18 protein-coding genes are annotated in these 21,748 nt (G+C 66.9%); 9 read left to right on the plus strand and 9 right to left on the minus strand.

Annotated features, from left to right (window positions below):
- Positions 1-132: 132 nt before the first annotated feature.
- Together GONAM_RS20135 and GONAM_RS20140 are read left to right on the plus strand one after the other, a co-directional pair.
- On the plus strand, positions 133-1,443 hold the full coding sequence (locus GONAM_RS20135; protein ID WP_006868593.1) for an MFS transporter: 1,311 nt from the start codon (positions 133-135) through the stop codon (positions 1,441-1,443).
- Between the two features lie 131 nt (positions 1,444-1,574).
- A complete protein-coding gene (locus GONAM_RS20140; protein ID WP_040537049.1) occupies positions 1,575-2,903 on the plus strand; it encodes a DoxX family protein in 1,329 nt (442 codons plus the stop codon).
- Positions 2,904-2,912: 9 nt separating this feature from the next.
- Here GONAM_RS20140 and GONAM_RS20145 read toward each other — a convergent pair whose 3' ends face one another.
- The 4 genes from GONAM_RS20145 to GONAM_RS20160 are packed head-to-tail and all read right to left on the minus strand — an operon-like array spanning position 2,913 to position 8,467.
- Complete coding sequence (locus GONAM_RS20145) at positions 2,913-3,170, minus strand: hypothetical protein (protein ID WP_006868595.1); 258 nt, start codon at positions 3,168-3,170, stop codon at positions 2,913-2,915.
- Between the two features lie 49 nt (positions 3,171-3,219).
- Positions 3,220-4,674: a wax ester/triacylglycerol synthase domain-containing protein gene (locus GONAM_RS20150; RefSeq protein WP_006868596.1), complete on the minus strand. Its 1,455-nt coding sequence runs from the start codon at positions 4,672-4,674 to the stop codon at positions 3,220-3,222.
- A 2-nt stretch (positions 4,675-4,676) separates the two neighbouring features.
- Positions 4,677-6,167 (minus strand): HAD-IB family hydrolase, encoded by a 1,491-nt coding sequence (locus GONAM_RS20155; protein WP_006868597.1) that lies wholly within the window; start codon positions 6,165-6,167, stop codon positions 4,677-4,679.
- Positions 6,164-8,467: a glycerol-3-phosphate 1-O-acyltransferase gene (locus GONAM_RS20160; RefSeq protein WP_006868598.1), complete on the minus strand. Its 2,304-nt coding sequence runs from the start codon at positions 8,465-8,467 to the stop codon at positions 6,164-6,166. The genes GONAM_RS20155 and GONAM_RS20160 overlap by 4 nt, the downstream gene beginning before the upstream one ends.
- A 206-nt stretch (positions 8,468-8,673) precedes the next feature.
- Here GONAM_RS20160 and GONAM_RS20165 point away from each other — a divergent pair, with 206 nt between their 5' ends.
- Positions 8,674-9,315, plus strand: coding sequence for a trypsin-like serine protease (locus GONAM_RS20165; protein WP_006868599.1), 642 nt, complete (start codon positions 8,674-8,676; stop codon positions 9,313-9,315).
- A gap of 101 nt (positions 9,316-9,416) precedes the next feature.
- Here GONAM_RS20165 and GONAM_RS20170 read toward each other — a convergent pair whose 3' ends face one another.
- Positions 9,417-9,620, minus strand: coding sequence for a cold-shock protein (locus GONAM_RS20170; protein ID WP_005193773.1), 204 nt, complete (start codon positions 9,618-9,620; stop codon positions 9,417-9,419).
- A 650-nt stretch (positions 9,621-10,270) separates the two neighbouring features.
- Here GONAM_RS20170 and GONAM_RS20175 point away from each other — a divergent pair.
- Positions 10,271-11,101, plus strand: a complete 831-nt coding sequence (locus GONAM_RS20175; RefSeq protein WP_006868600.1) for an aldo/keto reductase — start codon at positions 10,271-10,273, stop codon at positions 11,099-11,101.
- Positions 11,102-11,164: 63 nt separating this feature from the next.
- Here the strand turns inward: GONAM_RS20175 and GONAM_RS20180 are convergent, their stop codons facing one another.
- The 4 genes from GONAM_RS20180 to GONAM_RS20195 all read right to left on the minus strand — a co-directional run bounded on the left by GONAM_RS20180 (position 11,165) and on the right by GONAM_RS20195 (position 16,154).
- Positions 11,165-11,947: a class I SAM-dependent methyltransferase gene (locus GONAM_RS20180; RefSeq protein WP_006868601.1), complete on the minus strand. Its 783-nt coding sequence runs from the start codon at positions 11,945-11,947 to the stop codon at positions 11,165-11,167.
- 303 nt (positions 11,948-12,250) lie between these two features.
- The gene (locus GONAM_RS20185; RefSeq protein ID WP_006868602.1) at positions 12,251-13,645 is read right to left on the minus strand and encodes a xylulokinase; all 1,395 of its coding nucleotides are present in this window, start codon (positions 13,643-13,645) and stop codon (positions 12,251-12,253) included.
- On the minus strand, positions 13,642-15,117 hold the full coding sequence (locus tag GONAM_RS20190; protein ID WP_006868603.1) for a mannitol dehydrogenase family protein: 1,476 nt from the start codon (positions 15,115-15,117) through the stop codon (positions 13,642-13,644). The genes GONAM_RS20185 and GONAM_RS20190 overlap by 4 nt, the downstream gene beginning before the upstream one ends.
- A complete protein-coding gene (locus GONAM_RS20195) occupies positions 15,114-16,154 on the minus strand; it encodes an NAD(P)-dependent alcohol dehydrogenase (protein ID WP_051992619.1) in 1,041 nt (346 codons plus the stop codon). Before GONAM_RS20195 ends, GONAM_RS20190 begins: the two co-directional genes overlap by 4 nt.
- Positions 16,155-16,277: 123 nt before the next feature.
- On the opposite strand from GONAM_RS20195, the gene GONAM_RS20200 reads away from it, so the two are divergent.
- From GONAM_RS20200 to GONAM_RS20220, 5 genes are read left to right on the plus strand one after another with little or no spacing between them, the layout of a single operon-like run.
- Positions 16,278-17,321, plus strand: a complete 1,044-nt coding sequence (locus GONAM_RS20200) for a sugar-binding transcriptional regulator (RefSeq protein WP_006868605.1) — start codon at positions 16,278-16,280, stop codon at positions 17,319-17,321.
- Positions 17,318-18,667 (plus strand): ABC transporter substrate-binding protein, encoded by a 1,350-nt coding sequence (locus tag GONAM_RS20205; protein WP_006868606.1) that lies wholly within the window; start codon positions 17,318-17,320, stop codon positions 18,665-18,667. Before GONAM_RS20200 ends, GONAM_RS20205 begins: the two co-directional genes overlap by 4 nt.
- Before the next feature lie 2 nt (positions 18,668-18,669).
- Entirely contained in the window at positions 18,670-19,629 is a 960-nt protein-coding gene (locus tag GONAM_RS20210) for a carbohydrate ABC transporter permease (RefSeq protein WP_035754057.1), read from the plus strand.
- On the plus strand, positions 19,629-20,516 hold the full coding sequence (locus tag GONAM_RS20215) for a carbohydrate ABC transporter permease (RefSeq protein WP_006868608.1): 888 nt from the start codon (positions 19,629-19,631) through the stop codon (positions 20,514-20,516). The genes GONAM_RS20210 and GONAM_RS20215 overlap by 1 nt, the downstream gene beginning before the upstream one ends.
- A gap of 54 nt (positions 20,517-20,570) precedes the next feature.
- Positions 20,571-21,677, plus strand: coding sequence for an ABC transporter ATP-binding protein (locus GONAM_RS20220; RefSeq protein ID WP_006868609.1), 1,107 nt, complete (start codon positions 20,571-20,573; stop codon positions 21,675-21,677).
- Positions 21,678-21,748: the final 71 nt, after the last annotated feature.

A 21,748-nucleotide genomic window follows, 5' to 3' on the forward strand; every position in this document is an offset into this window, starting at 1 on the left:
GCTTTTCGTCGGCGAGGCCGGAGACGGTTCGGCGAACCCCCGTGCGGTGGGTCGCCGGTCAAACCGTTTGCGCCCACCCCGACAATGGTGACGTGACCGAACGAATCTCGCGCCCGTGAACGTCGGCGACCGATGACCGCACCCGCGCGCTCGACCCAGGCCATGGTCATCTGGCTGGTCGCGCTCACGGTCTACTTCGTCGCGGTTCTCCAGCGGTCCTCGCTGGCGGTGGCAGGCCTGCTGGCGGCCGAGCGTTTCGACATCACCGCGTCGCAGCTGTCGACCTTCGTCGTGCTGCAGATCCTGGTCTATGCCCTGATGCAGGTTCCGGTCGGACTCCTGGTCGACCGGTTCGGTCCGCGGCGGGTGATGCTCACCGGGACCCTGATCCTCACCCTCGCGCAGTTCAGCTTCGCGTTCGCCGACAGCTACCCGTGGGCGCTGTCGTCGCGGTTCTTCGTCGGGATCGGCGACGCGATGACGTTCGTGTGCGTTCTGCGGTTGGTCACCAGTTGGTTCCCGACGCGGCGGATCCCGTTGATGACCCAGCTCACCGGGGTGCTCGGCCAGTTGGGTGCGGTGGCGGCGGCGATCCCCATGACGTGGGCGCTGTCGACCCTGGGCTGGACCCACGCCTACCTCGCCACCGCAGCGATGGGGGCAGCGCTCCTGTTGACGACGCTGGTGGTGGTGCGCGATTCGCCGGTGGCGCGCTCGGTGTCTGGCCCCATCCTCGGGTGGACGGGTATCCGGCAGAGTCTGGGTGAATCGTGGGAACACCCCGGGACCCGCCTGGGTTTCTGGATGCATTTCTCCACACCGTTCAGCGCCAATGTCCTCGGCCTGCTGTGGGGTTACCCGTTCTTCGTGGAGAGCCAGGGCCTGAGCGCCGGCGCCGCGGGTCTCCTGTTGACGATCATGGTGCTCGCGATCATGGCATTCGGTCCGGCGTTCGCGTGGTTGATCACCCGGTCGCCGTGGCACCGGTCGACGTTGGTCCTCGGGGTGATCGCGAGCATCGCGGCGGCCTGGGCGGTGGTGCTGGCGTGGCCCGGCGCGGCGCCGTTCTGGTTGCTCGTCATCCTGGTGATCATCTGCGGGATGGGTGGGCCCGCGTCGATGGTCGGCTTCGACCTCGGCCGCACCTCCAACCCCGCCTCCCGCACCAGCACCGCCACCGGGCTCATCAATCAGGCCGGCTTTCTGGCGACCCTCGTCACGGCGGGACTGATCGGCCTCATCCTCGACTGGCGCACCCCGGACGGCGTCGACGGTTACCCGGCCGAGGCGTTCACCTGGGCGATGGCTGCGCAATTCCTGCTCTGGGGACTGGGCGCGATACAGATCTGGCGATACCGCCGAAAAGGCCGCGCGCGGTTGCTGCGGGATGACCCGGAGCAGTGGTCCCGTCAATCGGGGCGTCCCGTTCCCGAACGGCCGTGAGACCGATCCGGCCACGCCGGGAGTCGCGGTCAACCCCGAGTGGACCCGGAAGCGACCTCACTCGAAAGTAAGGGTCGGGCTCGGTCTTCTCACCGATGTGCGGGGCATCTTCGCCGACCTACCGTCGGGACATGAGTGTGATCGACACAGCCGAGAGCCCGGCAGTCTCTACCGGTGAACCCCCGGCGCCGCCCCGCACATGGAGTCCGGCCAAGAAGGTGGTGTTCCGCTTCACCTTCACCTACACGGCTTTGTTCTGTTTGACTTTCGCGCAGATCACCTTCGTGTTCGTCGGCGTCGCGGGAAACCTGTTGCCCGACTCGGCAATCCTGTGGCAGATGCGGGCGCTGTCGCCGGTGATGGAGTGGGTCGGCCGCAATGTCTTCGGCGTCGACGCGGTGCTCCATGTGGACTCCGGCAGCGGGGACCAGACCGCTATCTGGATCTACCTCTTCCTCATCGCCGTCGTGGCGGCGGTGGGCACTCTGCTCTGGTCCATCGTCGACCGCCGACGACCCGACTACGCCCGACTGTGGTCCTGGACGACGCTCTACCTTCGTCTCGCGCTCGGCGGACAGATGCTGTTCTACGGGTTCGCGAAGGTCATCCCGTCGCAGATGGGGCCGCCACCCCTCGCCGCATTGCTCGAACCCTTCGGCGACTTCAGCCCGGCATCGGTGCTGTGGCTCCAGGTCGGGAGTTCGCCGATCTACGAGATGCTCCTCGGCAGCGTCGAGGTGATCGGCGGCCTGCTGCTCTTCTGGACCCGCACGGCCACGCTCGGCGCGATCGTCAGCTTCGTGGCGATGGTGCAGGTGTTCATCCTCAACATGACCTTCGACGTCCCGGTCAAGATCCTGTCGTTCCACCTGGTCGTCTTCTCGCTCATCCTGCTGGCGCCGCAGATGCGAAACCTTCTGGATCTGTTCGTATTCGGGCGATCAGCGCACCCTGTCGACCCGCCCGCGCTGTTCACGCGGGACAAGCTCAACCGGTGGGCGGCGGGAGTTCAGGTGGTCCTGGGCATCTGGGTGGCGATCGGCGCGGCCCAGACCAGTTGGACCGGTTACCAGGAGTACGGCGCCGGAGCTCCGAAGCCGGAGCTGTACGGAATCTGGTCGGTCCAGGACTTCCGTGTCGATGGCAGGCCCGTCCCGCCGCTGATGACGGACGAGAATCGTTGGCAGCGGATCGTCTTCGACATCGGTGGCGCAACGACTCTCCAGATGATGAACGGCGCGCTGGTCCCGGTACCGGCCGAGATCGCCGACGGCACAATGCAGATGCAACAACCGCTCGCATCCTTGACCATCGACCGTCCCGACAATGACACGCTGGTGTTGTCCGGAGACCTCGACGGGACTCCGACGACGATCGTCGCGCACCGGCTGGACCACGATGCGATGACCCTGCGGGGCAGGGGATTCAATTGGGTGCAGGACGAGCCGTACTTCCGGTGACAGTCGCGCTCAGAGCAGCAACAACCACACGAACCGCAGCACGATCGCGCTGATCCCGAAGATCGCGACGCCGAGCAGCCACCGCCGAGCATCACGGTCGGCGGCGACGGGATCTCTCCCTCGGCGCAGGTAGGTGAAGGCCGCCAGGATCGCGCACACCGAGGCGACCACCCCGGTGGTGAGGACGAGAATCAGCATCACCGTGGTCACGCGCCCGCCCTGGGGATATCGAACCGGTGCGACACCCAGACGCCACTTCGACGACACGACCTCGATCGAGGTCGCATCGTCGAAACGAGGTTCACCGGTCGGCGCCTCACACCACCCGCTTCAGTTCGCCGGGGGTGACGTCGTCATCGGCGGCCAATGCCAGCACTTCACCGAACCCGGCGACCAGGCACTCGGCGAACAGCTCCTGGTCGGTGACGGCGGCTCCGTCGGAATTGATCCCGAGACAGGCGGTTCCGTTGTGGGTGATCATCGTGGCCATCATGGCGCAACCGGGCAGCGGGCCGAACGGGAACATGCGCTCGACCTTGGCGCCGGCGACGTAGGTCTCCCAGGGGATTCCGGGGACGTTGCTGGCCTGGAGGTCGTTCTGGCTCGTCGTGCCGCTGAACCGCATCAGGACCGTGCCGGGCAGCCAGGCCATCACCGAGCCGAGGGTGTTGAAGATGTCGACCGCAGGTTCGTGGCGGGCCTGCCGGACCTGCTCCCGGATGGTGAGCACGCGCTCGAAGGGGTCGGCTATGCCGACCGGACCGGCCAGGCGGCCCACCGCGATGCGGTTGCCGCCGGCGGGATCCTCGGGACGGCGCACCGAGATCGGGATGGCCACCGGCATCGTCTCGATGGGCGTGCCCATCTTCTCGTGGTAGAGCCGGAATCCACCGATCAACCCGGCGAGGTAGACGTCGTTGATCGAGGATCGGGCCGCGGTCGCCGCGGCCTTCATGTCGGCGAACGGCACCTCGAAGGCGCTGAACCGCCAGGACAGACTGCGGTGAGCCAGCAACGGAGAACCCGGCGGGCTGACGAGTCCAGCGACCCGCGGTACCGAACGGCCATAGCGCAGAGCGGTACTCAACGCCTGGCGCGGATTCGTCAGCGCACGGATGCCACGGAACGTGGTGTCGAGCCGATGCGGTACCCGGCGGACCTCCTCGACGATCTGCCGCTGGATCAGGTCGATCGGCGTTATGTTCACCGGGTCGGGGCTCGGCGGTTGCGGTTTGCTCGGGTTGTGTTCCCGCGTCGGCGAATGCAACTGCGCCAGGCCGAGAATCGCACCGAGTCCGTCGGTGAGGGCGTGATGCGCCTTGAGGAAGTAGGCCGCCCGGCCGTCGGGCAACCCTTCGATCAGGTAGCCCTCCCACGGCGGGCGTGCGGCGTCGAGCGCGGTCATGGCGAGCTGCTCACACGTGGTGAGCAGTTCCCGCATGCTGCCGTCGCCGCCCAGACTGATGCGGCGCAGGTGGTAATGCAGATCGAAGTCGGGATCGACTGCCCAGCTGGGCGTTCCGGTCCCGAAGGGGGAGTCGACGACCCGCTGACGGAAGCGCGGTGCCATCCGGCTCGCCCACTCGTGGGCGGCCACCAACCGGTCCCAGTCGGGATCGCAGTCGTAGATCTCCAGCATGCAGATCGTGCCGCGCATACGACGATCCGTGTCGCCGCGCCACATGATGGTGTCCACCGCGCTCATGTGGGGATCGCTCGCCCAGTCCAGGGGGCGGTCGGCGCCTGCGGTGAGATCAGCGTCGTCGGCCATCGTCAGTCCTCCTCGTGAGACGGTGTGCGCAGTGACTCCACCGAGTCGTCGACAAACGACTCCAGCGGCCAGTCGGCGAGCGCCGTGACATACATCTGGCGAACCTCCTCGGCGCGGGCGCCGATCTCGTCAGCCGTCCAGTCGCTGGTGTCTATGGGCGGCAGAACCATCACCTCGACCGTACCGGGCCGGATGAGTTGCGCACCGCGCCACATCAATTCACCGGTGTTGCGCAACACGACGGGGACGATCGGGACGCCGGCCTGCATGGCGATGTGGAACGGTCCCTTCTTGAACGGCCCGATCCGTGGCGTCGGAGATCGGGTCCCCTCCGGTGAGACGACCAGCGACAGGCCGTCCTCGCGCAATGCTTTGACCGCCGGTGCCAGCTGTTCGATCGCTTTACCCCGGTCGGCCCGGTCGATGAAAACGAGGCCGGCCTGGCGCAGGATCTCGCCGAGCACCGGGACCCGTTGCACTTCCTTCTTGGCGACGCCGGTCGCGTCGGTGCGAACCAGATTGATCATGACCGGCAGGTCGAGCTTCGACTGATGGTTGAACAGGAAGACGCAGGGTCGATCGGAGAAGAGGTACTCGCCGCCCTCGAGGACCTGGACGTGGACGCCGGCGAGGGACAATCCGATGTCGTTACCGGTGGGGAGTGCCTCGACGAGCGCGTGCGGATCGCGGCGGATCAGGCCCGCGGCCGCACCGACGGCGGCGGAGGCGACGAACGAGCCGTAGAACGCGCCGGTCCGGGCCAGCGATCCGAGGCGGTTATAAGTGGGGTTCTTCAGGTCGATGATCGGCCAGCCGCGGGCTTCGGCCTCCGCCCGCAGGATTCGGCGCGGCGAGATCGCCGCCGGGTTGCCCACCGACTCCAGGTACGGGATGTCCTCGTTGCCGTCGCTGTAGGCGAAGGACGCGTCGAGGTCGATGTCGTTCGCGCGAGCCAACTCCCGGACGGCGGCTGCCTTGCCGGGACCCCAGAGAGGGCGTCCCTTGATGTTCCCGGTGACCACCCCGTCGACGACCTCCACGTCGGTCGCGAGCGCGAAGTCCGCACCGATCTCGCGCGCGATCGGTTCGATCTGGAAGCGGGTCGCCGACGACGCGATCACGATGGTGTGCCCCATCTCGCGATGCGCACGCAGGATCTGCCACATCTGGGGACGCAGCTTGGCCGCGGTCTCGTATTTGAACAAGTGCTCACCGAAGGCGATGAGCTCGGCGTAGGTCTTGCCCGCGAAGGTCGGCCGCGTGGCCGCCAGGACCTCGGCGTAGTCCTGTTCGGACATGACACCGCGGAGTCCGATCACCAGGAAGTCGGCGAGCTCCCCGAACCCGAAGTCCATGCTGCGCAGCCGCGCCCGCATGATGGCTGCGGCGGAGAACCCCTCGATCAGCGTGCCGTCGTAGTCGAAGAGGGCGGCCACCTTCTTGCCCGTCGGCGCGGAACGGATGGCCCGCATGCGATCGGTGAAGGCGCTCACTGCTCCTCCTCGCCGGCGACGACGGGCTGCAGGTCCTCGATCGCGGCGATCCGCGCGAGCCGATCCCGCATGAGTTCGACCTCGTCGAGCCAGTCCTGACGGGCGGCCCGGAGATCCACGATGTCCTCGCCGTGGATGAGGCCGCGGTTGTCGGCCAGGCGGTAAGCCCCGTCGTAGAGATCCTTCGACACCGAATCCTTGCTGCGCAGAACGGCTTGCAACGCCAGTTGGCGTCCGAGTCCGAGGCAGTCGGCGATCAGGGCATCCTTCTCCTGGGCGGTGTTGCCCAGTTCCACCAGCTTGGTCGCGACCACGAGCTGGGCGTCGAAGAAGGTCTGGAGTGTGCGTCGCGCGAAGAGTGCTCCCGTGTGGCCGTGCAGCACTTCGTAGGTCCACTCCTGGGTGGGGGTGACCGCTCGCCAGCCGGGGGCGAGGAGATCGAGTTCGATGCCGAGTCGGTGCAGGTATTCGGTCTTGGGCGGGAAGAAGAACTCGAACTTCAGGAGATCGCGGATTCGTAGGGCCTCGCGCTGCGCTGCGGTCAGCAGTTCCTCGTCCGGTGCCGGCGGAGAACCGACATGGTTGCTCCGGATCGGGGTGCTGCCGGCTTTGACCTCGCCCTCGGCCAGCGCCAGCAGACCCATCTCGACGATCGCGCGGTCGACGAAATGATGTAGCGCGCCGTTGCGGTAATACGCGGCGACGGCGCGGTTCTCGGGAACGACGGACCAGACCGGCTCCGAACCGCCCTCGTAACAGGTCACCACGCCGTTGCCGGCCAGCACCCGCAGCGTCCGGACGAGCCCGACGCCGCGGCACAGTGCTGGATCGGGTCCGGGGAGGCCACGGCGGTCGATGTAGTCGAGCAGGGGAGCGAGGACGGCCTCGATCTCCCGCAGCGTGTACGCCCGATCCTGCGCACCCAGCGCGGCGAAACCGACCAGCGAGGTCGCGGTGATCGGCGTGGCCGAATTGATCTCGTCCATCACCCGGAAGGCGACCTTCTCCAGACGCGCAGGTCCGTCGCCGGCCTCGTCCAGCGCCTGCTTCAGCGAGATCGGCGTACCGAAACGAACTCTCGCCTCGCCGAGATAGCTGCGCTGGGCCTTGGCGTAGCGCAACAGCCAGCCGACGCCCTCGGGCTTCTTGACGCCGCCCGCGTCCTCTGCGGCGATCGCGCCGACCTCCTGCAGCTGGTCGTACACGATCGACGTCGGCACGATCGTCACATCGGCGTCGTCGAGCTGGCTTGCGGCGTCGACGACATAGTTCAACAGTCCGAGCATCGGCTTGCGCAGCTTGCCCGTTCGGCTGCGACCACCCTCGATGTACCACTCGAGGTTGAACCGCTTCTCGATGATGTAGGCCAGGTAGGAACGCATCGCGAACTTGTAGACCGGGTCCGACCCGAACTTGCGGCGGATGAAGATCATCCCCGCGCGGCGGGCCACAGGTCCCACCGGCCAGAACGACAGATTGTTGCCACCCAGCACGAGGTTCGGTGGGAAGTCGTTGTTGCGCAGCACCGTTGCCAAGACCAACGGGTCGACGTAGGAGCGGTGCGAGGGAAGGAAGACCAGGCCGGTCGACTTGTTCAGGGTCCGTAGGGAGTTCAGGGTGTCGACGTCGACCGTGACGTTCCAGGCGCGCTCGTGCAGCCGGTTGAACGTCGCCGAGAAGATGTCGTCCATCAGCCGGCTCTGGGTGGCGACGAACCCCGACAGCTTGTCGGTTGCCTCGGACACGACCGCATCCGTGGGCCGGCCGAGTTCGGCGGCGAGTTTGGCGGCACCGCTCTGGAATCTGGCCGAACTGCTGATCTGTTCGGCCACCAGGCGCGGGACCTTGTACCGATCGCCGACGATCTGGCGTTCGGCACGTTCGGCGGAGACCGACGCCGCGATCCGGACGTACTGGTCGAAGGGTTCGCCCTCGGCCTGATCGCGTGCATGCCGTTCGCGGAGTTCGGCAATGGTGGCGGGTTCCCCGGCCACCACGCGTAGGGCGTCGGGGCGGCGTCTGCGGATGATCGGCTGCATGAGGCCGAGCGGGCGCCGGGGGTTCGACAGCACCAGGACGTCGCCGAGGGTCACCCGCCGCTCGCCCTGGCGGACCGCGGGGAGCCACACCGGACGCACCGGCACGAGGAGGGTGTTCGGCGACAGTTCGTCGAAATCGACGTCGGCACCCTGCCGGACCTCGGCGTCCGGGTAGGCGGTTGCGGCCCAGTCCTTGACCGCATGCATCTCGCACGACGTACGCGCCTTGGTCAGGACCAGAACGGGATCGGACATCTGCATCACCCTCACGTCATCGTCGTCGACACCGCGCCGTTCGGTGTGCTCCGAGCATCGGTGTCCCATGGCCGCTCCCCCGACGGAGACCGCCCATGGTCCCATTGTGTCGTGGGTTACAGCGGGCGGGGCGGGTTTCGGGTGAGCGCGGCACTCCCCGGCGCGGAAGGTCCCGGCCCGGTTAGGCTGAGCAGGTTGCCTGGGGAGGAAGTATGGGGATGCGATTTCGTGCGTTGACGGCGCTGGGTGCCTCGGCGGCTCTGGTCACGACGCCTGCGGTGGTGGCGGACGCGGCCACGCCGACGGTGCGGTCGGGGATGGCGATCAGCATCGACGACACGGTCCTGACCTCGAACAGCTGCACGCTCGGTGCGGTCATCTCCGCCAAGAAGGCGCTGACCGCGGGACACTGCGGGGCCGTGGGCCGGGCCGTCCACGACCGCACGGGAAAGAAGATCGGGACGATCACCGCCAATCGCATCGGCCAACGGCTCGACATCGCGGTCGTCGGATTGGCTCCGCGTACCTCGGCCCGGATCGACACGGTGGACTGGGATGCGAAGTTCCACCGGGGACAGCTGGTCTGGAAGTCGGGTATCACCACGGGCTATGGAACCGGCAAGGTCACCGATCCGGCAGAGGTCCTGCGCACCTCGCACGGCTTCTCGCTCGCACCGCCGTTCCTGACGAGCCACGACTCGTTTTCGGTTCAGACGAGCTTGCGTTCGGAGTCGGGCGACAGCGGCGCGGGTGTCCGGGACAGCCGGGGACGCGTCGTCGGAATCCTGTCCTCGGCGACCCTCGAGGGTACGGGCGTCGTCCCGGTGTCCCGTCTCCCGCGCGCACTTCGGTAGCGAAAGAAGCTGCGCAGCAGCCGATTTGCGCAGACCGCGGAAACGACGAAGCGCCCCATCTGGCCGGAGCCGGATGAGGCGCTTCGTGAAGTCAGGTGTGCTTAGAGCGCGCTGACGTTGGTTGCCTGGGGGCCCTTCTGGCCCTGCTCCACGTCGAATTCGACGCGCTGGTTCTCTTCGAGGTTGCGGAAGCCGCTACCGGTGATCGAAGAGTAGTGGACGAAAACATCGGCGCCCTGATCGTCGGGTGCGATGAAGCCGAAGCCCTTTTCGCCGTTGAACCACTTGACGGTTCCCTGTGCCATACTGCTGTACTTCCTTCTTCAGTTCAGCAGCCACCAAAACTGATGACCGCCCGCCAAGTGTGGCACAGAAAACGCGTCCTGGGAAACGGTGAGTGACGAATTCGACCGATTTCGGCGCAGATGGCCAGGTCCGGAGGGCGAAACGGATTTCACGCAGCTTGCATCGACGCCTGTTAATCGTCACCAGATGCGAGCACGGCAACCAGCCCGGCGATGCACGGCAACACCTGCAGCCACCCCATTGCCACCGACGGTGCGTGGTCCGCTCGGCGACCAGGAGTCCGGCCAGGAGGACGGCGGCCGCGACCAGCGTGCCGACGGTGGCCGCGACCAGCGTGCCGACGGTGGCCGGTGAACCCCAGCCGACGACATCGGTCCGGATGATGGTGAAGACCAGCGTCGTCATCCCGGCGGTGACGAGAACCGTACGGATTGGCCGGGTCGCGAGACCGGGTGGGCCCCGGCCGTGTCAGCGGTTCATCGAGAACGCCAGGTCACAACGGTGCAGGGTGTGGACAGGAATATCCGGGGTGGCCGGAGGCCTTGAACCTGAACATGGTCGTGCGGCGCTCCCGGGATCGGGTGCGCAGTCCCACAGACCCGATGACGAGATACGCCCTCGTCTCGCCCAACGAAAGGACGGATCGCATATGACAGTCCCCAACATCACGCTCAACAACGGAGTCACCATCCCGCAGTTGGGATTCGGCGTGTTCCAGGTGCCGCCGGAGGACACGAGGGCGGCCACGCTGACCGCCTTCGAGGTCGGCTACCGGCATATCGACACCGCCGAGATGTACGGCAACGAGAAGGGCGTCGGCGAAGCACTGCGCGACTCCGGGCTCGCTCGCGACGAAGTCTTCATCACCAGCAAGCTCAACAACGGATTCCACGACTTCGACGACGCGCTCAAGGCGCTCGACAAGACCAACGCCGATCTCGGCGTCGACCAGGTCGACCTGTTCCTGATCCACTGGCCGCTCCCCGAGGTGGGCGACTACGTACAGACGTGGAAGGCCCTGGAGAAGGCATACGCCGACGGCAAGGCCCGTGCCATCGGTGTCTCGAACTTCGAGCAGTCCCACCTCGAGCGACTCTTCGCCGAAACCGACGTGGTCCCCGCTGTGAACCAGATCGAGGTGCACCCGTACCTGTCGCAGAACCCGTTGCGCGCGTTCAACTCTCAGCACGGAATCGCGACCGAGGCATGGTCGCCGATCGCGCAGGGCAAGGTTGTCGACGACCCGGTCATCACCAAGATCGCGGAGGCCAAGGGACGCTCGGCCGCCCAGGTCACGCTCCGGTGGCACATCCAGCGCGGCGACATCGTCTTCCCCAAGTCGGTGACGCGGGCCCGCGTCGAGGAGAACTTCGCGCTCTTCGACTTCGAACTGTCCGACGACGAGGTCGCGGCGATCGAGGGACTCAACGCCGACGAGCGCATCGGTCCCGATCCGGACACCTTCAACTACATTCCCTGATCGCTCAGGGTGCGAGCGGGCGGACCACCTGAACAAGGTGGCCCGCCCGTTTTTGTGCTCTGGTCAATGGCCGGCGGGCTTGGTGAGTGAGGCCCGTAGCTGGCCGAAGCGGAAGAGCGCGGGCTCGCCGACCACCGACTGGTACTTCTCGACCACCTCGGCGACGAACCGGTCGGCCTCCGACTCGGGGAGACGGCTCGTCCAGTCGGGCGATCCGACGGCGAACCAGGCACGGAAGTCCTCGACCGAATCGAACTGCCAGGACAGGTCCTTCATCGTCAGGTCATCGACGGAGAAACCGGCCGCGGCCGCCAGCTCACCGAAACGGGCGGGCTCCGCATGCTCATACGGTGCGCTGAACCCCTCGAAACTGCCGGCCCAACGCGGATCGGCCGCGACCTGCATGGCGATGTCCTCGATACTCGGCCGGTCGGTCGCGCAGACCATCTGCAACACGGCACGCCCGCCGTCGACGAGGCTCCGCGCGATCTGTCGCAACGCCTCCCCTTGGTCGTGCACCCAGTGCAGGACGTTGAAGGAGACCGCGAGATCGAAATCTGCGTCGAACGGCAACGACAGTACGTCGTCGACGTGGAACTGGACGCGCAGCAGGTCGGACGGCACCCGCGCCAGGGCGCGGTCGATCATCCGGTGCGAGGCGTCGACGCCGACCACCGACCCCTCGGGGAGCCGCTCCGCTAGCAGCATCGTGATGAACCCGTCCCCGCACCCGACGTCGAGGAGACGTTCGTTCCCGGCCAGCGTGAGACCGGAAATCGACTCCTCGGCGACCATGCGCTGGAGCCCGCTCACCTCCGCGTACCGCGCACCATCCCAGTCGACCATCGCTTCTCCCGCCGTCGGAGCATCGACTCCCATCGTCCACCCGCGGCGGTCGAGTCCGCGCGGGTTCGCGGGAACTCGCGAGCCCTTCCTGTCCGCTGGCCGAGTGCGTCGACCGAGCGAAGCTCGGACGCCGCGTATCGAGGTCAGTTGCGTGGTTGTCGCGTGGTCAGCCGAAGCGACGTCGCGTGTGACATCGCTCCGGAACGTGGTTGCGTAGCAGCGGAAGTCGCGAGCCCTTCGAGGCTCGTCGCTTGCGCTCCTCGCACCTCAGGGAGCGAGGGCGGTGGCGCCAGATCCGGTTCCTCAGAGAGCGGAATTGGCAACCATTTTTGCGATCTCGCGGTATCGGGCATACACCTCGGGAGTTTCTGCCGCGGTGAGCGTTTCGCGCGCAACCGTCCACTCCGGCAGGTCGCCGGTCAGCGCCCACACGGCCTGGCGGGCGGCGCCGAGTGCCACGTGCTCGCCGTCCGCGGGGACCTCGACCTCGCCTCCGAAGAGCGCCGGCGCAATCGCCCGCACCGCAGCCGATTTCGCGCCGCCCCCGGTCAGGAGGATGCGGTCGACGCGCACGCCCTGTTCCTCGATCTTCTCCCGGCAGAACACCAGGGACGAGATGAGCCCCTCGACCGCGGCGCGCGCGATCGACGCAGGACCGAAATTGTCTGCCGTGATGCCGATGAGGGTCCCGGTGGCATCCGGGAGATTGGGGGAGCGTTCGCCCGCAAACCACGGCACCATCGTCAGTCCCCCGGAACCCGCTTCGGCGGACGTGGCGAGCCGTGCGAACTCGTCGAAGTCGACGCCGAGCATCTTCGCCGTCGACGCCAGCACCGGTGCACCGTTGAGGGTGCACACCAGCGGCAGGTGCCGACCGGTGGCATCGGCGAAACCGGCGACCAGGCCGGCGGGATCATTGGGCGCGGTGTCCGAAACGGCACACACCACGCCCGACGTCCCGAGGGACACCACGGCGTCGCCGCGTCGGGCGTGGAGTCCGAGGGCCGCGGCCGCGTTGTCTCCGGCACCGGGGCCGACGACCACCCCGGCGGCGGTGGTTCCTGCCCGGTCACCCGCTCCGACGACGGTCGGCAGTTGCGGGCTTCGACCGCGAAAAGCCAGTTCCAACAAGTCTTTGCGGTACTCACCGGATGCGGCGTCGAAGTAGCCGGTTCCCGATGCATCGCTGCGGTCGGTGGTCAGCTCCGTGATGTCGGTGCTCCCGCGGAGTCGCCAGGTGAGCCAGTCGTGGGGGAGGCACACCGCGGCAGTCGCGTCGGCGTTCCCGGGTTCGTTGTCGGCGAGCCAGCGCAGTTTCGCGGCGGTGATGGCGGCGACCGGGACCACGCCGACCGCCTCTGCCCATGCTCCCGGACCGCCGAGGTCGTCGACCAGGTCGGCGGCGCTCGACGCCGATCGGACGTCGTTCCACAACAGGGCATCTCGCACCACTCGCCCGGAGGCGTCGAGGCACACCATCCCGTGCTGCTGCCCTGCGACCGACACCGCGGCCACGTCGTCGAACCCGCCCGCGGCGGAGACGGCCTCGCACAGGGCATCCCACCACCGGTCGGGGTGTACCTGGGTGCCGGCCGGGTGTGCTGCGCTCGCCGACCGGACGACGGTCCCGGTCTCGGCCTCGCAGACGACGACCTTGCAGGACTGGGTGGACGAATCGATCCCGGCGACCAGGGTCATGACAGCAGCTCGGTGAGTGTGGCGCGAGCCCCCTTGGTGCGCAGCGAATCCAGCGCGGCCAGGTACGGCGTCGTGAATCCTTCCTCGTCGGCGAGAGTCCCGAACAAGTCGCGGTCGGCGACGAACGCCAGTGGGTCGGTGCGCGAGCGCTTGGCCCGCGGAACGAGCTCCGCGGCCAGGGAATCGACGACGTCGATGGGTTCACCCTGTTCGTCGGTGCCCTCGGCGTATCGGGTCCAGCTGGCGACGACGGCCGCCGCCAGTTCACTACGCTGACCGGACGCCAACCGTTCGCGGATCACCGGCAGCAGCCACTTCGGGATGCGGTCCGAAGAATCCTGGCACAACCGGGCGATGGTGTCGGCGATGGCCGGGTTGGCGAAGCGCTCGAGCAGTGTGTCGATGTAGGACTCGACGTCGACACCGGGCATCTCCTGCAGCGTCGTGCGACCTTCCTCGATCATGTAGCGCCTCAGCAGGGTTCGGATGTCGTCATCCGACGCTGCATCGTGGACGTAGCGGTAACCGAGCAGATATCCGAAGTAGCACAGCGCCTGATGGCCGGCGTTGAGCAACCGCAGTTTCATCAGTTCGTAGGGGATCACGTCGTCGACCACCTGCACGCCCACCGTCTCGAGGCCGGGGCGGCCCATCGAGAAGTCGTCCTCGAGGACCCACTGGGTGAAGGGTTCGGCGACGACCGGCCACGCGTCGGCGATCCCGGTGCGGGCTGCGACCTCGTCGGTGAGATCGGGGGGCGTCGCGGGAGTGATGCGGTCGACCATCGAGTTGGGGAAGCGCGTGTTCTTCTCGATCCAGTCGGCGAGGGCCTCGTCGCGGAGCCGGGCGTAGGCGAGGAATGTCGACCGGGCCATGTGTCCGTTGCCCTGGATGTTGTCGCAGGACATGACGGTGAACGACGGGATCCCGCGTTCGCGGCGTCGGGCGAGTGCCTCGGTGACCAGTCCGAACACCGTGCTCGGAGGTGCCGATCCCTCGAGGTCTGCGACGATGTCCGGGTTCGCGGCGTCGAACTCGCCGGTCGTGGGGGAGAAGTTGTAACCACCCTCGGTGACGGTCAGCGACACGATCCGGGTGGCCGGATCGCTGAGGCGGTCCAGAACTGCCCCGGGATCGTCCGGCGCGAACAGATATTCGACGATCGACCCGATCACCGAGGTTTCGGTGTCGCCGTTGGGGTGCTTCAGCGTGAGCGTGAACAGGCCGTCCTGGGGGACGAGTACATCGCGCATGGCGGAATCCGCCGGCCGCACTCCGACACCGCAGATACCCCACTCCTTCGCAGCGGGATCCGACGCGAGCAGTCGGTCGAGGTACATGGCCTGGTGGGCGCGGTGGAATGCGCCGACTCCGAAGTGCACGATGCCGGGTGTGACGGCGGTGCGGTCGTACGCGGGAACAGCGGCACCGTCGATGCGGGCCAACGATTCGGCGTTCAGCGGGGTGCTCATCGGCGAGCTTCTCCTGTCTGTTGTTCGGCGGCGCGCCACTGTGAGATGCCGGGATAGACGATGGCTTTGATGTTCCCGGGCCGGAGGTCGGCGTTGAGGGCGTCGGTGAGTTCGTCGAGTCCGAACCGTGCGGTGACCATGGCGTCGAGGTCCACGGCGCCGGTGCGGACGAGGGCCAGGGCAGTGGGCCAGGTGTTGGAATACCGGAAGACGCCGGTCATCACGAGTTCTCGGTTCTGGATCAGTGTGACCGGTAGTTCCATTGTGTCCGAACCCATTCCGACGAGTACGACGTGACCACCAGGTCGCACGCGGGCCATCCCGTCCCGGACCGCGGCGGCAACGCCGCTCGCGTCGACGAAGGCATCGACCGGATCGGTCTCCTCATCGGGGGCGATCACCTCGGTCGCGCCGAAGTCCTGGGCGCGTCTGCGCCGCTGCTCGTCGGGTTCGCTGACCACGATCCGTGCCAGTCCCGACGCCCGGGCGACCTGTGCGATCATCAGCCCGATGGGTCCCGCGCCGGCGATGAGGATCGAGTCACCGGCCGCAACAGTCGCCTTGCGCAGAGCGGCTATACCGACCGACAACGGCTCGAACAGTGCTGCGGCCTCGTCCGAGACCTCCGCCGGCACCGGATGAGCGAAATCGGCCCCGATGGTGACGTATTCGGCGAAGGCGCCGTCGATCGGCGGTGTCGCATAGAACTCCATGCGCGGACACAGGTGGTAGTCGCCGCGCTTGCTCTCGGCGGTGGTCGGATCGGGTCGTTGCGGCTCGATGGAGACGCGCTCGCCGATGCGATCGGGGCTCACTCCGTCGCCGACCGCGACGATCACCCCGGACGCCTCGTGGCCGAGGACGAGCGGTTCGCGCACGACGTAGTCCCCGATGCGTCCGTGACGCAGGTAGTGGGTATCGGAGCCGCAGACGCCGACCGCCCGCACCGCGACCAGCACATCACCGGGAGCTGGGCGTGGTGACCTGCGGGTTTCGGTGCCGACCGAGAGGTCCGGGTGTAGTACGCCGGCGCGCATCGCCTGTGGAGCGTCAGGGACGTTCGTATCGGTTGTTGCGTGGGTCACATCAGGATGCTAGCTTACTGAGCATATTCACCGCTAGTGAGCATCTGCTCACGAGAGAACGGGAGTAGGCCATCGATGGCACCTCGTAAGCAGTCGGCCGAGACCGCCGACGACCAACAGGGTTCGTCGGGACGGGCGGCTGGACCGCGCGGCACCGACGCCGGCCAGGATCTGCGACTGCTGGTCCGCGCCGCGACGATGTATCACCTCGAAGGCCTGACGCAGGCGGAGATCGCCGCCCGCCTCGGAGTCTCCCGACCCACGGCCGGTCGGTTGGTTGCCCGTGCCCGTGCGCAGGGACTGGTCCACGTGTCGGTCTCGGCGCCGCCGCATCTGTCGTCGTCGATCCACACCGAGCTCGAGCGGGCGGTCGAGGAGACGTTCGGTCTGGACGAGGTGCTGGTCATCGACGAGATCGCCGACGGATCGACCACCGGCAACGCCGCACTGGGGCGGGCCGGCGCATCGGTGCTGACCCGCCGCATCCAGGCCGCAGACACCTTCGGATTCACCTGGGGGCCAGAGCAGGTCGCCGTCGCCGACGCGATGGGCGCCGCCGCCTCGTGCCAGCGGGTCGTCCAGATGGACGGCTCGATGACCTCGGTGGAGTACCACACGGGCGTCGACCATGCCCTCTCACGCTTCTCCGAACGCCTGCACGCCCGGCCTCTGCGGCTGGTCGCGCCGCTCTACGTCGATCCGGAGACGGTCACCGCGGTCAACCGCGATTCGATTCTGTCGCAGTCGCTCTCGGCCGCCCGCGGCGCGCAGGTCATGCTCTTCGGAGTCGGCTCGGTCTCGACCTCGACCACCCTCTTCGAAGGCGCCTTCATCGACGCGATCGTGCTCGACGAACTCGTCGAGCTGGGCGCGGTCGGCGAGATCGGCGGCCGGTTCTACGACGCAGAAGGAAACGCGGTGGCATCGAGCCTCGTGGACCGGACGGTGTCGGTCTCCCTCGACGCGGTCCGGGCCTGCCCCACCTCGATCCTGGTCTCCGGTGGTGAGCATCGGCGGGAGTCCATCCTCGGTGCTCTCCGCGGTGGTTACGCCACCATCTTGGTCACCGACGTCCCCACGGCGGAATGGCTTGTGTTGCAGAAGAAAGGTGAACAATGAAGTTCTCCCGACCCCGGATGCTCGGCGCCCTGGTGGCGACCGTGGCGCTGGTGATGACCGGCTGTTCCGGCGCCGGCTCACTCACCGGCGGAGGCGGGCGCGAGATCACCGTAGCGATGGTCTCCAACTCCCAGATGCAGGACGCGGTCGCGCTGTCCGGCCAGTTCGAAGAGCAGAACCCCGGTGTCTCGGTGAAGTTCGTGACGCTCTCGGAGAACGAGGCGCGCGCCAAGATCACCGCCTCGGTCGCCACCGGCGGCGGCGAGTTCGACGTCGTGATGATCAGCAACTACGAGACCCCGATGTGGGGTGAGTACGGCTGGCTGGTCAACCTCAGTCCCTACATGGACGCCGATCCCGAATACGACGCCGACGACTTCATCCCGACGCTGAAAACCGCGCTGTCACATGATGGGTCGATGTACTCGGCGCCATTCTACGGCGAGTCGTCGTTCCTGATGTACAACAAGAAGCTCTTCGAGCAGGCCGGGGTCTCCCTACCGCCGAACCCGACCTGGCCCGAGGTTGCGGAGGTCGCGAAGAAGCTCGACAACGACCGCACCGCGGGGATCTGCCTGCGTGGCAAGCCCGGCTGGGGTGAGGTGCTCGCTCCGCTCAACACCGTCATCAACGCCTTCGGTGGCCGCTGGTACGACGAGGAGTGGAACGCGCAGCTCGACAGCCCGGAAGTCGAGGCAGCCGTACAGTTCTACGTCGACACCGTCCGCAACCACGGTGAGGCCGGCGCATCGTCGTCGGGCTTCCAGGAATGCGGAAATCTCCTGTCCCAGGGGCAGGTCGCCATGTGGTACGACGCCACGTCGGCGGTCTCGGTCCTCGAGAGTCCCGAGACCTCGTCGATCGCCGGCGACGTCGGCTACCTCCCCGCCCCGAGCATGGCCAAGCAGGACAACGGCTGGCTCTACACCTGGTCGCTCGGCATCCCCACGAGCAGCAAGCATCAGGACGAGGCGTGGTCGTTCATCCGCTGGATGACGAGCAAGAGCTACATCGAATACGTGTCGGAGAAGCTCGGCCCCAGCCACGTTCCGCCGGGCAGCCGACTGTCGACCTACGAACTGCCCGCGTACAAGGAGCTCGCGAAGCCGTTCGCCGAGCAGACGTTGACCTCGATGCAGTCCGCCGACCAGCTGAAGCCCACGCTGCAGCCGGTGCCCTACACCGGGGTGCAGTTCCTCGCGATCCCTGAATTCCAGGATCTCGGTACCCGTGTCAGCCAACAGATCTCGGCGGCCATCGCCGGACAGATCAGCGTCAAGGACGCGTTGGCCCAGTCCCAGGAGTATGCCGAGGTCGTCGGCAAGTCCTACCAGAGGGAGCAGTGATCATGGCCACCGCAGTCTCGACGCGCTCGCCCGAGGAATCCTCGCCCGAGCGGACACCACTGACGTCATCCCGCGACCGCATCTCGCGGGCGGAGGGGTGGCGCCGGCGCGGACCCCTGCTGCCGGCCCTGATCTTCATGATCGTGGTCACGCAGGTCCCGTTCGTGTTCACCCTGTATTACTCGACCCAGTCGTGGAACCTCGTCCGTCCCGACTCCCGGGCGTTCGTCGGCCTCGACAACTACGTCGCGGTCTTCGGTGACAGCCAGTTCTGGCGGGTCACCGTCAACACGATCCTGCTGATCGTGGGCACGGTGCTGATCTCGGTGATCCTCGGACTGATCTTCGCTCTGTTGCTGGACCGGAAGTTCCTGGGACGGGGCGTGGTTCGGACCCTGCTGATCACCCCGTTCCTGGTGACCCCGGTGGCGGCGGCATTGCTGTGGAAGACGAGCCTGCTGTCGCCGACCAACGGCCTGGTCAACTGGATGCTGAGCCCGTTCGGCGTCAAGGTGGACTGGCTCTCGGAGTTCCCGCTCATGAGTGTCATGGCCGAATTGGTCTGGCAGTGGACGCCGTTCATGATGCTGCTGATCCTCGCCGGACTGCAGTCGATGCCCCGCGACGTCCAGGAGGCCGCCCGCGTCGACGGTGCGACCAGCTTCCGGCTGTTCCGTGAGCTGACGCTCCCGCACCTGCGGCGGTTCATCGAACTGGGCGCCGTCCTCGGCGCGATCTACCTGGTCAACACCTTCGACGCCGTGTACATGATGACCTCGGGTGGCCCAGGGGTCTCGAGCTCGAACCTCTCGTACTACATCTACCAACGCGCCTTCCTCGGCTTCGACATCGGTCAGGCCGCCGCGATGGGTGTCGTGACGGTGGTCGGCACGATCGTGGTCGCCACACTGGCGCTGCGTCTGATCTTCAAATCATTCTCCGGAACAGAGGAGCCGGCCTGATGAGCACCGACATCCGCCCCGACCGCACCGCAGCGGAACCCGCAGAACAGCAGTCCGGCAACAAGATCCGGCGACACCGCAATCCCCGGCAGGGTCTGCTGACCGCGGTCACCTGGATCATCGCGATCGGATTCTTCTTTCCCGTCCTGTGGATGGTCCTGACCGCGTTCAAGCAGGAGAGCGACGCGGCCACCAACCCGCCGACCTTCTTCTTCGAGCCGACGCTGCAACAGTTCCGCGACGTCTTCGACGCGGGAATCGCGACACCGCTGCTCAATTCGCTGTTCGCGACGATCGTCTCGACCATCCTGGTGCTGCTGCTCGGCGTGCCCGCCGCATTCGCCCTGTCGCTGCGGCCGGTGCGAAAGACCAAGGACGCCCTGTTCTTCTTCATCAGCACCAAGATGCTGCCGATCGTCGCGGCGATCATCCCGCTGTATGTGATCGTCGGCGAGATCGGCATGCTCGACAACATCTGGACGCTGGTGATCCTCTACACCGCGATGAATCTTCCGATCGCCGTGTGGATGATGAGGTCCTTCTTCCTCGAGGTGCCCGGCGAACTGCTCGAGGCCGCCAGCATCGACGGCGCGAGCCTCTGGACGTCGGTGCGGGAGGTCATCCTCCCGCTGATCTCGCCGGGGATCGCCGCCACCGCCCTGATCTGCGTGATCTTCTCGTGGAACGAATTCTTCTTCGCCGTCAACATGACCGCGGTCAACGCACAGACGATGCCGGTGTTCCTGACCGGTTTCATGTCCGGACAGGGCCTCTACTGGGCGCAGCTGTCCGCCGCATCCGTCCTCGCCGCGCTGCCGGTCGTCATCTGCGGCTGGATCGCGCAGAACAAGCTGGTCCGCGGCCTTTCGTTTGGTGCCATCAAGTGACCGCGGCCCGCACCCACCGACTCGAAAACCTCTGAGAGAGAACCGGAGAACATCATGGCTTCCATCACCTACGACAAGGCCTGCTGCGTCTACCCGGGCGCGGACAAGCTGGCCGTCGACTCCCTCGACCTCGACATCAACGACGGCGAGTTCGTCGTCCTCGTCGGACCGTCGGGTTCCGGCAAGTCCACCGCCCTGCGCATGCTGGCCGGACTGGAGGAGATCGACTCCGGCCAGATCCGCATCGGCGGTGACAACATGGTCGGCGTCGCGCCCAAGGACCGCGACATCGCCATGGTCTTCCAGAACTACGCCCTCTACCCGAACAAGACCGTCGGGGAGAACATGGGTTTCGCACTGAAGATGCGCGGCGTGCCCCTCGAGGAGCGCAAGCGCAAGGTCGCCGAGGCCGCCAAACTGCTCGACCTCACCGATTTCCTCGACCGCAAGCCGGCCAAGCTCTCCGGCGGTCAGCGCCAGCGTGTGGCGATGGGACGCGCGATCGTGCGTGAACCGCAGGTCTTCTGCATGGACGAGCCGCTGTCGAACCTCGACGCCAAACTGCGCGTCCAGACCCGCACCCAGATCGCCGCGCTGCAGCGTCGACTCGGTACCACGACGGTCTATGTCACCCACGACCAGGTCGAGGCCATGACCATGGGTGATCGGGTCGCGGTGCTGAAGAACGGTCAGCTGCAGCAGTTCTCGACTCCGACCGATCTCTACGACAAGCCGGTAAACGCCTTCGTCGCCGGGTTCATCGGCTCGCCCGGGATGAATTTGTTCACCGCACCCGTCATCGACGGCACCATCGCCATCTCCGGTGGCACGGTGGACATCGATGCCGAAACCGAGGCGGCCCTGCGTCGTTCCGGTCTCGACTCGGTGATCGTCGGCATCCGCCCCGAGCACCTGGCCCTCGCCGACGGCGGCACCGGCATCGAGGCGGAGGTCGCACTGCTGGAAGAGCTCGGCAGCGAGACCTACATCTACGCCAACCTCGCCGACCAGTCGGTGAAGAACCTCGACGGCGAACCGATGGTCATGGTCGCGCGTTCGGCGGAACGGTCACCGGCCAAGCGCGGCGAGAGTATCCGGTTGCGCCAGGCCGACAAGGCGGTCCACCTGTTCGATCCGTCGAGCGGCAACCGCCTGGTCTGACGCCGCGACCTCGATACGCGGCGTCCTTGCTCCGCTCGGCCGACGCACCGGACGGCATGTACAGCTGGTTG

The organism is Gordonia namibiensis NBRC 108229, from assembly GCF_000298235.1.
Classification (GTDB): Bacteria; Actinomycetota; Actinomycetes; order Mycobacteriales; family Mycobacteriaceae; genus Gordonia; species Gordonia namibiensis.